Raw genomic sequence first — 13,226 nt, forward strand, 5'->3', positions numbered from 1 at the left:
CAAAAAGAGGGCGACCTTTCGGCCGCCCGCAACAATTTGATGCTGTCCAACTAAAGCGTCAGGATACGACGTCATGCCATGAGGGCGGCCGGGCCGCCGAAACCGTCCTCACATTGGACGTGCTCAAGTCCGGTTGACCATGGCCGTCCGGGCCTTAACAAATCCTTACTTCCCCACCTGCAAGCCGGCGGCCGCGTTCACATCTTGTTGAAGTTGGTTAATCCGGCCGGCTCGAAATCGTTAACGCCGCCAGAGGCTTGTGCGCCCCAAAATTCTTCACTCCTTGAGCGTGGCAAGGTTGGCAAAGAGCTCCAAGGCCTCCGGATTGGCCAGCGCCTCCTTGTTCTTGACCGGACGCCCATGAACGACCTCCCGCACGGCGAGTTCGACGATCTTGCCCGATTTGGTTCGTGGTATGTCGGCCACGGCTATGATCTTCGCCGGTACGTGGCGAGGCGAGGCGCCGGTGCGGATGCGGGTCTTGATCGCCTTCTCCAGCGCCTCATCGAGCACGATGCCGGGCGCCAGCCTGACGAACAGGACGACACGCACATCGTCGTCCCAGTCCTGGCCGATGCACAAGGCCTCGAGCACCTCTTCCATCTGCTCGACCTGGTTGTAGATCTCGGCCGTGCCGATGCGAACGCCGCCGGGGTTCAAGGTCGCATCGGAACGACCGTGAATGATGATGCCGCCGTGGGCGGTCCATTCGGCGAAATCGCCGTGGCACCAGACGTTGTCGAAGCGCTCGAAATAGGCCGCGCGGTATTTCGCGCCATCCGGATCGTTCCAGAACATCATGGGCATGGAGGGGAAGGCTTTGGTGCAGACGAGTTCACCCTTCTCCTGGCGAACCGGCTGCCCGCTTTCGTCCCAGACGTCGATGGCAAGACCAAGCCCCGGCCCCTGAATCTCGCCGCGCCAGACGGGCTTCAGCGGCACGCCGAGCACAAAACAGGACACGATGTCCGTTCCGCCGGATATCGAGGCGAGCTGGACGTCCGACTTGATACCCTCGTAGACGAAGCTGAAGCCCTCCGGTGACAGCGGGGAACCCGTCGACGTCAACAGGCGTAATCTGGACAGGTCATGGCTGGTGCATGGCGTCAGGCCCGCTTTCCGCACGGCATCGATGTACTTGGCCGACGTCCCGAACACCGCAAAGCCCTCGTCTGCGGCGTAGTCGAACAGAACGTTGCCATCCGGATAGAATGGCGAACCGTCGAAGAGGCAGAGCGTGGCGCCGACCGCAAGTCCAGAGACTAGCCAGTTCCACATCATCCAGCCGCAGGTGGTGAAGTAGAACAGCCGTTCGCCGTCCGTCAGGCCACAGTGGTAGCGGTGCTCCTTGAGGTGCTGCAACAGGGTGCCGCCGGCCGAGTGGACGATGCACTTGGGCACGCCCGTCGTTCCGGAGGAAAAGAGGATGTAGAGGGGGTGGCCGAACGGCAGGCGGCGGAAGGTCACCGGCGCTGCGGCATAGGGGGCGACAAAATCGGCCAGCGTCTTGCCGTTCTCCACCGAAGCCGCGGCGGCAACGGCATCGCCTGCGTAGGGGATGACGAGAACCGGTACGCCCAGCTTTGCGGACACGGCCCTGATCTTGGCGCCGACATCCTGGAGCTTGCCATTGTACCAGTAGCCGTCGCAGGCGATGAAGAGCTTCGGCGCGATCTGGCCGAAGCGGTCGAGAACGCCCTGCTCGCCGAAATCGGGCGAGCAGGAGGACCAGATGGCACCGATCGAGGCGGCGGCCAGCATGCAGGCAATGGTTTCAGGCATGTTCGGCATCATCGCCGCAATACGGTCGCCCGCCACGATTCCCATTGCTGCAAAGGCCTGCTGCAGCCGCGAGACCTGCGCATGCAACTCGTCCCAGCTCCAGCGATAGGAGACCTTGTCCTCGCCGCGGAAAATCAGCGCGTCGTCGTGGCCGGTGTTGCGAAGCAGGTTTTCCGCAAAGTTCAAGGTGGCATCGGGGAAGAAGCGGGCATCGAGCATCCGCTCATCACCGACAAGCGCGCGCTCGCCGCGATCGCCAATGACATGGCAATCGTCCCAGACGGCCGACCAGAACGCGGCACGGTCGTCGACCGACCATGCATGAAATGCGTCGTATCCGTCAAATTTGCGGCCGGCCCGCGCCGCGCAGGCCTTCATGAAGAGTGCCATCGGACTCTTCTCCAGCACCTCGCGCGACGGCTCCCAAAGCGGCTTTTCCTGGTTCATTGCTTCCTCCCACTCCAATGACGTCTGTAGCATGTTGCCCCGCAATATAAAGCCGGCAACGCCTCGAGCGCGTGGAAAAGCGGCATCTTCATCTCCATCCGCATTTGATTTCCTGCCACCGAAGGCCTATCCCCTCAGCGGACGGGCGCGTCCCGATAGACAATCAACAGTCGATGAGATGACTCGCTTCAACCCGCTCCTTCCAAAAAACCTGCTGCGGCTCTTCCTGGCAATGGCGACGCTTGCGCTGGTCTTGCGTCTGGCGGGGCCGACCCTTGTCTCGGTCGATCGGGTGGAGCGCGAAATCGAAGCCAAGCTTGCCGCCTGGACAGGTGCCCGCTTGAGCTTCTCCGGGACGCCGAGCCTTACCTTCTGGCCTCATCCCCAGGTAGGTTTCAGCGATGCGCGACTGCGCAGCGCCGCCATGGACGGCAGCAATGGGTCGGACCTGCTGAGCGCGGAGCGCATCTCCGTCGACTTCAGTCTGGTCGGCTCCCTGTTCGGCAAACCCGACCTAGGCGACATCGAACTCGTTCGACCGACCTTTCATTTTCACCGGGACGAAAGCGGCAACCTGAACTGGCACCAGGGCAACGGGATCGCCGCCACGGGCCGGGAGGGGGCCGACACGGGCAGTGCGCCCGACTTCGGGACCATAATCGTCCGCGACGCCACGATCGTCGTCGACGACCTAACAAGGGCCGCGCACTACAGCATTGCGAACGTCGAGGGGAAGATCGAGTGGCCGACCCTCACCTCGGATCTCGATATCAGGCTGCGCGGCATCCTCAATGACCAGATCATCAGTTGGACACTCAATGCAGACGACCCCGCAAAATTGCTCGACGGGCAGAGTGCGTCGGTGCGAACGTCGCTCATCTCCGATTTCCTGACGCTCGATTTCGACGGCACGGCGAACCTCTCTGGAGGCGCGTTCGCCACGGGCCGGATCAAGCTTGAAGCGCCGTCGGTCGAAAATCTCCTTGCCTGGCGCGGGACGAACTTCCCGCCCGCGCGGCAACTGGGCCACGTTTCCCTGGAGGGCACGGTGAAGACCAGCGGCTATACGGCTCGGCTGGACAATCTCTTGCTGGCCATACAGGATTCGTATGCGACCGGTGTTCTCGACATCAGCCTCCCACCGCTGGAAGCCCCGAGGATCGGTGGAACGCTGGCGTTCGACCGGATCGACCTGCGGTCCTTGATCGCCGCTTACGCGCCATCTGCGGTTGGCGATGGAAAGCCGCCATCTCCGCCTTCAGCAACGGCGATTGACCCGATCGACCTGGACTTCCGCCTTTCCTCAAGGCAGGCCGCGTTCGAGCCGCTGATGCTGACGGATCTCGCCGCCGGAATCCGCGCCGCAGACGGCCAGGCGTCGCTCGACATCGGCGAAGGAACCCTGTTGGGCGGAAGCATCAACGGCCGGCTCGCCGTCAGCGGCCCGCAGTTGATGCAAGGCGGTGAGGTCCGGCTGTCGCTGAGAAACGTCGATCTCGGTGAAATTATCGGTCTGTCGGGTCTCTCGGGGCCACTGCCGACAGGGCGGGGATCCGCCGAAATCGACCTCTTCACCGAACAACTGCAGCCGCTGGACAAGGCCGTCGACGTCACCGGCACCTTCAAGCTCAGCTTCGACCAGGGCGCCATCACGAATTTCGACCACCCCGTTTTCGAGCGGCTGGCTCAAGGCAACACCCTCTTCAACATGGAGGAAGCGGCCGACGGGTCGTTCGAATTCGCGACGGCAAGTATCGAGGGCCACGTGGATGGGGGCATCTTGGAATTAACGAGGGCGTCCTTCGAGGCGCCGAAAAAAACACTCGCGGTTTCGGGATCGGTTCCATACCGCAATGGCAGCGTTGCGCTTGCAGGCTCGCTTGTCGAGCGCGCCTCGCCGGACTCGGCGGTCGTGAAGCCCGCCATCAACTTCCTCGTCAGCGGTTCGTGGCCAACGCCGGTCATCTCGCCCATGGCAGTGCTGTTGGAAAGCCCGGCGAACTGAGCGCAGGAGCGCGCTGCCACACGGCTCCGCCGCCCGTCCACGCAGCTTTCAGATAGCATGTCGCCCAAGACTGCTGGCTTGGCGACAGTTCGTCAGATCGTTTTTATCTTGGTCCCGAAACCACCACGGGAGACATGCGTCAGCGCCCGGCGAAAGCTGCCTGCTCGTCGCGTTGGCGCTGCAGTTCACGGCGCTTCGTCGTGATCGATGCGATGATCACACCAACCGTTACGAAGCCGATCAGGATCGTACAGGCGGCATTGATCTCCGGCGTGACGCCCAGGCGCACCTGGCTGTAGATCTTCATCGGCAGCGTCGTCGCGCCCGGCCCCGTCGTGAAGCTCGATATCACCAGGTCGTCGAGAGACAGGGTGAAAGCGAGTACCCAGCCCGAGAACACGGCCGGCGCGATGATCGGCAGGGTCACCTCGAAAAAGGTCCGCAACGGTGTCGCGCCCAGATCGAGCGCCGCCTCCTCGATCGAACGGTCGAACGATAGCAGGCGGGACTGTACGACCACGGCCACGAAGCACATCGTGAAGGTGATGTGCGCGAGCGTCAGCGTCCAGAAACCACGATCGAAGCCGATCGCAACGAACAGCAGCAGCAACGACAGGCCGGTGATGACCTCCGGCATGACCAGCGGGGCGTAAACCATACCCGAGAACAAAAGCCGTCCGCGAAAGCGGGTGTAGCGTACCAGAGCGAGGGCCGCCATCGTGCCGAGCACGGTCGCGACGGTCGCGGACATGAGGCTGACGCGAATCGTCACCCAGGCTGCATCGAGGAGGCCCTGGTTTTGGAACAGCGCCACATACCACTTCGTCGAAAACCCGGCCCAGACGGTGACGAGCTTCGACTCGTTGAACGAATAGACGACCAGCAGGATGATCGGCAGATACAGGAAGGCGAAGCCGAGGACGACAGAGGCAATGTTGAAGCGAGACCACCTAGTCATGCTTATCTCCCCTGCTCTTCGGTCTTGGCCTGGATGTTCTGGAAGAAGACGATCGGAACGACGAGGATCAGCAGGAGCACGGTTGCCACCGCCGCCGAAACCGGCCAATCACGGTTGGCGTTGAACTCGGTCCACAGCGTCTTGCCGATCATCAGCGTCTGCGATCCACCAAGCAGGTCGGGGATGACGAACTCGCCCACGGCCGGGATGAAGACAAGCATGCAGCCCGCCACGACGCCCGCAAGCGACAATGGGAACGTCACCTTCCAGAAGGCGGTGGTGGGCGGGCAGCCGAGATCCTGCGCGGCCTCGATCAGCGAATGGTCCATCTTCTCCAGGGCCGAGTAGATCGGCAAAACCATGAAGGGCAAATACGAATAGACGATACCGATATAGACTGCCGTATTCGTGTTCAGGATGATCAGCGGTTCGCTGATCACGCCGGTCGCCAGCAGGAACTGGTTGAGCAGCCCCTCGGGTTTAAGGATCGCGATCCAGGCGTAGACGCGGATCAGGAAGCTGGTCCAAAACGGCAGGATGACGAGCATCAGCAGCGTCGGACGCCAGGTGCGTGGCGCCTGCGCCATGCCATAGGCGATCGGGTAGGCGATCAGCAGCGTCAGGAACGTCGATATGATCGCGATCCTCAGGCTTGACAGATAGGCGTTCATATAGAGCGCGTCTTCCGTCAGCCAGATGAAGTTGTCGAAGCTCAGTTGCTGAAGGCTCGCCCAAATTCCGGCGAGGCCATCGGACAGTGAAAAGACCGGTACGTAGGGAGGCTGGGCGACCGCGGTGGTCGACAGCGAGATCCGGAAAACAATCGCGAACGGGACCAGGAAGAAGAACAGCAGCCAGGCATAGGGAATGATGATGACCAGGCGGCGGAAGATGGCGGAGCCGAGCTTGGTCATTTTCAATCCCTCAGAATGACGCCGGCGGTCTCGGCGAAGGAGACCCAGACCTTCTCGTCATAGCCGATCGGATTTTCCACCTCGCGCTGGGCATTGAGCATCGAGGTCTTGATCACCTTGCCGCTCGGCAGCTTGATGCGCAGCACGGTCATGTCGCCCAGGTAGCCAATGTCCCAGACCTCGCCCTCGGAGGTGTTGACGGTCGAATCGGCGGGGGCCGAGCGGCTGATCTTGAGCTTTTCCGGGCGAACGGCAAAAGCAGCGTTGGCCCCGGGTGCGGGCGCTGAATCGCTCAGTGCGCACACGGTGAAATCGTCGCCGGCGATCTCGATCCTGCCATTCCCGACGCTCTTGACCTTGCCCTCCAGAATGTTGACGTCGCCGATGAAGTCCGCGACGAAGCGCGAATTCGGCGCTTCATAGATTTCTGCGGGCGTTGCCACCTGGATGACCTTGCCGTGGCTCATCACCGCGATCCGGTCGGCCATGGTCATCGCCTCTTCCTGATCGTGGGTGACGACGACGAAGGTCAGGCCAAGCTCCTGCTGCAGGTCCATCAGTTCGAACTGCGTTTCTTCCCGCAGCTTCTTGTCGAGCGCGCCAAGCGGCTCGTCGAGCAGCAGAACCTTCGGTCGCTTCGCAAGCGACCGGGCCAGCGCGACGCGCTGGCGCTGGCCGCCGGACAGCTGCTGGGGTTTTCGTTTCGCGAACTGCTCGAGCTTGACCAGCTTCAGCATCTGCGCAACGCGCGCGGCAATCTCAGGCTTGGGCATGCCGTCCTGCCTGAGGCCGAAGGCAATGTTGCTTTCCACCGTCATATGCGGAAACAGCGCATAGGATTGGAACATCATGTTGACCGGCCGCTTGTAGGGCGGAATCGCCGCAATGTCCTGGCCGTCCAGGATGATCTCGCCCGAGGTCGGCCGCTCGAAGCCCGCAAGCATGCGCAGAAGGGTCGACTTGCCACAACCGGAGGCTCCGAGCAGCGCAAAGAACTCGCGGTTGTAGATGTTCAGCGTGAGATTGTCGACGGCAACGAAATCGCCGAACTTCTTCGTGATATTGCGGAACGTTATGAACGGCTTTTCATTCGGATCCGTCCACGGCGTGAAAGCGCGACGGATATTACCGAGAGACCTCATTGCCTGTCCCCATCTCGTTTCTTGGCAGATTTTTTGGCGGTCGAAATGAAAATTGCCCGGAGGACGATGCTTCCGGGCAATTTGGCCAGTGCCGGTTATTGACCGGTCACGATCTTGGTCCAGGTTCGAGTGAACAGGCGCTGCGTCTTGGCGTCCAGCGTCGTGTTGGTGAACAGCTTCTTCAGCGTGGCCTCGTCGGGATAGATCGTCGGGTCGCTGACGATCTCCGGATCGAGTACGGCCTGCGAGGCCTTGTTGCCATTGGCGTAGTGAATGTAGGTCGAAGCCTTGGCAATCACTTCCGGACGCATCATGTAGTTCAGGAACTCGTGCGCTTCCTCGACATGCGGCGCGTCTGCCGGAATGGCCATCTGGTCAAACCACATCTGCGTGCCTTCCTTCGGGATGACGTAACCGACGTCGACGCCATTGCCGGCTTCTACAGCCCGGTCGCGACTCTGGAAGATGTCTCCCGACCAGCCGATAGCGATGCAGATGTCGCCGTTTGCAAGGCCGTTGATGAACTCGGACGAATGGAATTTGCGCACGAACGGCCGGACCTTCACCAGCGCTTCCTCGGCCTTGGCGACATCGGCCGGGTCATGGCTGTCGGGATTCTCGCCGAGATAGGCCAGCGTGACCGGGATGATGTCGGTCGGCGAATCGAGCATGTTGATGCCGCAATCCTTGAGCTTTTCGGCATTCGCCGGATCGAAGATCACCTTCCAGCTGTCGATTTCGTCGGTGCCGAGGGCTTCCTTGACCTTGGCCTTGTTATAGCCGATGCCGACCGTGCCCCACATGTAGTTGATCGAGTACTCATTGCCGGGATCGAACGGCTCCATGCGCTCGCTGATCATGTCCCACATGTTTTTCAGGTTCGGCAGCTTCGACTTGTCGAGCTTCTGATAAACGCCGGCCGCGATCTGGCGCTGCAGGAAGGTGTTGGTCGGCACGACGACATCGTAACCGGTGCCGCCCGTCAGCAGCTTCGCTTCCAACGTTTCGTTGGCATCGAAGACGTCATAGACGACCTTGATTCCGGTCTCCTTGGTGAAATCGGAAAGGATCGAGTCGTCGATGTAGTCGGACCAGTTGTAGACATTCACGACCCGTTCCTGCGCCGTGGCCGGAAGGCCGGCAATGCCAGACAGGGCCGCGATTGCCACAGTCGCCAAAAGGTTACGTCTTTTCATAAACATGGCTCCCAGTTTTCATAGTTGTCGGTTCCCGAGGGCGGTCGATTGTCAATTATGTTTTTTTTCCGATGCGCGACAAGCATCATTCTCAGGTGAAGAATTCATCGCAACATTGGTATCACATTTCGACCTTTCCTATCATATTTGAAATCGCTTCCGCCTCGGAATGCAAGCGGAATCTTACTGGAAGTCAAAAAGGCTGACGCCTGCCACCATCTCGTCCAGCCCGAGCGGGCGCGTCACGGGCGGCTCCGCGCGCGCCAGACACCCCTGCCGTTCGCACAGGCGGCATGCGGTTCCGACCTGGATCGGAGCACGTTGCCCGGTCGCCTCCCCGTAAACCGTCTCTGCGGCCATGGCGGCGTCGCAGCCGATTAGCAGAGCCGTGCGGCGAACCCGCTCGCCGAAAGTCGCCTGCGGCCCTTCGAGCGTCCTGGAGACGAGGAGGAAAGCCGCGCCGTCCGGCATTTCCACTTGATCGACGATGATCTGCCCGGGCTGGGCAAAGGCGGCATGGATATTCAGCTTCGGGCAGCCGCCACCGAAGCGCGCTTGCGGAAAGCCCTGCGCCCCGGCTCTACGCAGACGATGGCCGGCGACATCTATCTCCAGCAAGAACAACGGAAGTGCCGACCGCCCGGGCCTTTGCAGCATCGTCAATCTGTTCGCCGCCTGCTCATAGGAAACGGAAAAACGCGACCGAAGGGCATCGATGTCGAAGCGCACCCGTTGCGCGGTCGCACAAAAGCTCTCATACGGCATCATCAACGCATGCGCCGCATAGCGCGCCAGTTCGAAGCGAGCGATGCGGCGCGCCTCGCCGCCTGACAGCCCGAGCTGATCGAGTTCCGCCGCAATCTCGCCCTGCAGGACGATCTGAACGGCCTCCATGGCGACCTCCCGCAGTTGGTCATGCATCGACAGCCGCTCGGAGAGGAAAAGCCGCATGGAGTGCCTGTCGAAGCGCCGGCGCAGCGTCGGCATGGCATGGATCGGCAGGAGACGCACGACGACGCCGTGCTCCCGCTTCAGCCAACCCTTCAACGCCCCCATGAGGTCGTCGCCGGGGGCAAGTGTCTCGTGGAAGAGCTCCGCCGCCAGGTCGATCCCGTCGAAATAATTGGGGCGCTGCTCGAGCTTCTCGCGCACCTCGTCCATGGGCAGACGCGCGCCGGCAAGCGAAGTCGCCCGTCCCTCGCGGGATAGAAGTTCCGCGAGATCGGAAAGCCGCAGCGCCTGCTCGCGATAGGCCCGGTAGAGCTTCAGAATACCGCCGGCGACGTTCGGCGCGGCCTCGACGACCTCAACCAGTTCCTGATCGCCGGGCAGTTCGCCGGCAAGCAGCGGATCGGCGAAGACTTCCCGCAGTTGCCGGGCACTGCCGCTCGCCTCGCCCTGCAGGTCTTCCAGGTCAACCTTGTAGACGGAGGCGAGGCGCAACAGCAGCTGCACCGTCAACGGGCGCTGGTTGCGCTCGATCAGATTGAGATAGGACGGCGAGATGGAAAGGGCCTGCGCCATCGCAGTCTGCGTCAGGCCGAGCGTGTTGCGTATGCGACGGACCTTCGGCCCCGCGAAAATCTTGTTTTCGGCCATCTTGTCAATCCATTGACAGAATGCAAGTTCGATCGCCGCCAAAGCGACTTTTACATTTGTGACAACTTTACACGAGCGACTTGTGAAGAGCAACACATGATAACTCGTTTCCCTTGCGCATTTCCTCGATAATCCTCGCGAGTTTGTGCGCCGCAGTGTAAATATTCCACATCGAAACGCGGCACATGCTCCGAACAACGGTGTGACGCCCGATGACAGATCCGATGGAGGGCAGACTATAATGACTGATTTTTACAATTTCGTTCCGACCGCACCGCAAGGCCGCTTCGACGGCATCAAGCGGCCCTATACGGCGGACGACGTGAAGCGTCTGCGCGGCTCCGTCCAGATCAAGTACACGCTGGCCGAAATGGGCGCCAACCGCCTGTGGAAGCTGATCCACGAGGAAGACTTCGTCAACGCGCTCGGCGCCCTTTCCGGCAACCAGGCCATGCAGATGGTTCGCGCCGGCCTGAAGGCGATCTATCTGTCCGGCTGGCAGGTTGCTGCTGATGCGAACACCGCCTCCGCCATGTATCCGGACCAGTCGCTCTACCCAGCCAATGCCGCACCCGAGCTTGCCAAGCGCATCAACCGTACGCTGCAGCGCGCCGACCAGATCGAGACCCAGGAAGGCAAGGGCCTTTCGGTCGACACCTGGTTCGCGCCGATCGTCGCGGACGCCGAAGCGGGTTTCGGCGGCCCCCTCAACGCCTTCGAGATCATGAAGGCCTTTATCGAGGCTGGCGCCGCCGGCGTGCATTTCGAAGACCAGTTGGCGTCGGAAAAGAAGTGCGGCCATCTCGGCGGCAAGGTCCTGATCCCGACCGCGGCCCATATCCGCAACCTGACGGCTGCCCGCCTTGCTGCGGACGTTATGGGCACGCCGACGCTGATCATCGCCCGCACCGATGCGGAAGCGGCCAAGCTGCTGACCTCCGACATCGATGAGCGCGACCGGCCGTTTGTCGACTACGATGCCGGCCGTACGGTCGAAGGCTTCTACCAGGTGCGCAACGGGATCGAACCCTGCATCGCCCGCGCGATCGCCTACGCTCCCTATTGCGATCTGATCTGGATGGAAACCTCCAAGCCCGACCTTGAGCAGGCCCGCAGGTTCGCAGAAGCCGTGCACAAGGCCCACCCCGGCAAGAAGCTGGCCTACAACTGCTCGCCGTCGTTCAACTGGAAGAAGAACCTGGATGACGCGACGATCGCCAAGTACCAGAAGGAACTGGGGGCGATGGGGTACAAGTTCCAGTTCATCACGCTGGCCGGCTTCCATCAGCTGAACTACGGCATGTTCGAACTGGCGCGGGGCTACAAGGATCGCCAGATGGCCGCCTACTCCGAGCTGCAGCAGGCTGAGTTTGCCGCCGAGGTCAACGGCTACACCGCGACCAAGCACCAGCGCGAGGTCGGCACCGGCTACTTCGACGCCGTGTCCGTCGCCATCTCCGGCGGTCAGTCGACGACCACAGCCATGAAGGAATCGACCGAGACCGACCAGTTCCGCCCGGCCGCGGAGTGATCGTCGAACAGTCCCAGACGTTGCCTCTCTCCGGAAGCGGGGAGAGGCCAGTCCCCAACGCCTCGCTGATGCCGTCCACCCTGCCTTGGGTCGAAGGTCGGCGAAACGGATGGGGGCGGAGAAGACCTCAGTTCAAGAATCCCGTAAGAGGAGAAATGCCATGACTGTCCAAACCCGCGTCAAGGAACGCGCAGAAGAGCAATCCTCGGCAATGACGCCCGACCAGCAGGCGGCGATCCGCATGGTGGCAAACGACCTTCACAGGCTGAACCAGGCGGTGATGAAGGCGGTCGAGGCCGGCGTCTCGGTCGAGCTCGTCCGCTCCGCCCGCCACCACGGCGGGGGCGGCAATTGGGGCGACCTGCTGATCCCGGTCATCGTCACCCAGGGCAGAGGCTGACAGCCGCGGCACCTCAGTTGTATCGGAACAGAAGGCCGGCTCGAACCGGCCTTCTTTGTTTGCCCGCTCCCTTGGCACCCCTTGCTTATCGCGATGGTTGTGCCATAGTCCGCCTCACGTAACGGCAGGTGGGATCGTGCTACACAGTGGGACGGCGGAATTGGCCGAATTGACAGGCCTGGTGTATGGCTGTCTTTTCGGCAAAAGCAGTTGGCAGGCATTTCTGGATCGACTTGCAGAAACTCTGCCCGGCGGCAAGACGGCGCTTCACTATCATGATGTCACCTCACCGGTTGCTCATCTGCCCTATACGTCCGGCTTCAGCGATGCAGAAATCGATCAGTTCTCGAAGCATTTTGCGTTGGTGAACCCCTGGCTCCCCGGGAACATGCAGGCCCCTGTGGGCCAGGGCGTGACCGGCGAGGACCTTGTGCCGCGCGATCAACTGATCAGAACGGAATTCTACAACGACTGGCTCAAACGCCAGGCAGGCTGCGAAACCGCTGTCGGCATCACGATGATCCGCGAGCCAACACACACTTTGTTTCTCGTCACCTGCACCTCGTCACTCGACGTCGCAGTCAACAGGCGGGCCGCCGATCTTTACACGGCGCTCTCCCCGCACCTCAAACGTATGGTCGATTTATTGCGTAAGGCACACATAACGCTGGAACCTGGACAGGCTGGACAGACACTACTAGACGCAATTGGCGTCGGCCTCATCTACGTCTCGGAAAATCGAGTGGTCCGTTCCTTGAACGGTAGTGCGGAACGGATGCTTGCGAGCGGCGCGCCACTTCGTCTGGCGGCAGACGGTCGCCTGGGCTTTCAATTGCCGCAAACGGCGGAGAAGCTTGATCAACTGGCTTCGCGCCATGGAGTCCACTCCGAGCCGCATGTCTCGATGATCAAGGGCAGTGACGACGTCCTCTATCGGCTGACGCTGATCCGCATGACATCCGATCTCTTCCTGGAACTTCTGAACGGACCGACTGTGGCCATCATCGTGGAGCCGATGACGACAGAACGCCCCGATGTTCGCCAGGAACGCCTGATGGAGACCTTTAAACTGACCCCCAAAGAGGCTCGGATTGCGTCCGGCCTATTGGCGGGTCTGTCGCCGAAGGACATGGCCTTGGCCGACGGCGTCAGTTACGAAACGATCCGCACACACCTGAAGAGCATTTACGCGAAATTGCATGTGAACTCGCAGGCGGCGCTTGTCGCGATGCTGATGCGATGAGGTTCGCGC

General features: G+C 61.5%; 10 protein-coding genes. 4 read left to right on the plus strand and 6 right to left on the minus strand.

The features are described from left to right. Nucleotides 1-276 precede the first annotated feature (276 nt). A complete protein-coding gene (locus J2Y48_RS00230) occupies nt 277-2,229 on the minus strand; it encodes an acetoacetate--CoA ligase (RefSeq protein WP_310410930.1) in 1,953 nt (650 codons plus the stop codon). Between the two features lie 178 nt (nt 2,230-2,407). Here J2Y48_RS00230 and J2Y48_RS00235 point away from each other — a divergent pair, with 178 nt between their 5' ends. Then, nucleotides 2,408-4,234, plus strand: coding sequence for an AsmA family protein (locus tag J2Y48_RS00235; RefSeq protein WP_310410933.1), 1,827 nt, complete (start codon nt 2,408-2,410; stop codon nt 4,232-4,234). Nucleotides 4,235-4,373: 139 nt separating this feature from the next. Here the strand turns inward: J2Y48_RS00235 and J2Y48_RS00240 are convergent, their stop codons facing one another. The 5 genes from J2Y48_RS00240 to J2Y48_RS00260 all read right to left on the minus strand — a co-directional run bounded on the left by J2Y48_RS00240 (nt 4,374) and on the right by J2Y48_RS00260 (nt 10,043). Further along, a complete protein-coding gene (locus J2Y48_RS00240; protein ID WP_310410935.1) occupies nt 4,374-5,192 on the minus strand; it encodes an ABC transporter permease subunit in 819 nt (272 codons plus the stop codon). Between the two features lie 2 nt (nt 5,193-5,194). Beyond that, entirely contained in the window at nt 5,195-6,106 is a 912-nt protein-coding gene (locus J2Y48_RS00245; RefSeq protein ID WP_310410938.1) for an ABC transporter permease subunit, read from the minus strand. Nucleotides 6,107-6,108: 2 nt separating this feature from the next. Next, complete coding sequence (locus tag J2Y48_RS00250) at nt 6,109-7,248, minus strand: ABC transporter ATP-binding protein (RefSeq protein ID WP_310410941.1); 1,140 nt, start codon at nt 7,246-7,248, stop codon at nt 6,109-6,111. Between the two features lie 95 nt (nt 7,249-7,343). After that, entirely contained in the window at nt 7,344-8,450 is a 1,107-nt protein-coding gene (locus tag J2Y48_RS00255) for a polyamine ABC transporter substrate-binding protein (protein ID WP_405030136.1), read from the minus strand. Between the two features lie 177 nt (nt 8,451-8,627). After that, the gene (locus J2Y48_RS00260; RefSeq protein ID WP_310410946.1) at nt 8,628-10,043 is read right to left on the minus strand and encodes a short-chain fatty acyl-CoA regulator family protein; all 1,416 of its coding nucleotides are present in this window, start codon (nt 10,041-10,043) and stop codon (nt 8,628-8,630) included. A gap of 241 nt (nt 10,044-10,284) precedes the next feature. Here J2Y48_RS00260 and aceA point away from each other — a divergent pair, with 241 nt between their 5' ends. The 3 genes from aceA (at nt 10,285) to J2Y48_RS00275 (ending at nt 13,217) form a co-directional block, all read left to right on the plus strand. Then, nucleotides 10,285-11,574, plus strand: a complete 1,290-nt coding sequence (gene aceA / locus J2Y48_RS00265) for an isocitrate lyase (protein ID WP_310410948.1) — start codon at nt 10,285-10,287, stop codon at nt 11,572-11,574. 160 nt (nt 11,575-11,734) lie between these two features. Continuing rightward, nucleotides 11,735-11,974: a hypothetical protein gene (locus J2Y48_RS00270; RefSeq protein WP_310410953.1), complete on the plus strand. Its 240-nt coding sequence runs from the start codon at nt 11,735-11,737 to the stop codon at nt 11,972-11,974. A gap of 160 nt (nt 11,975-12,134) precedes the next feature. Next, nucleotides 12,135-13,217: a helix-turn-helix transcriptional regulator gene (locus J2Y48_RS00275; RefSeq protein WP_310410956.1), complete on the plus strand. Its 1,083-nt coding sequence runs from the start codon at nt 12,135-12,137 to the stop codon at nt 13,215-13,217. Nucleotides 13,218-13,226: the final 9 nt, after the last annotated feature.

This window comes from Mycoplana sp. BE70 (assembly GCF_031455855.1).
Classification (GTDB): Bacteria; Pseudomonadota; Alphaproteobacteria; order Rhizobiales; family Rhizobiaceae; genus Mycoplana.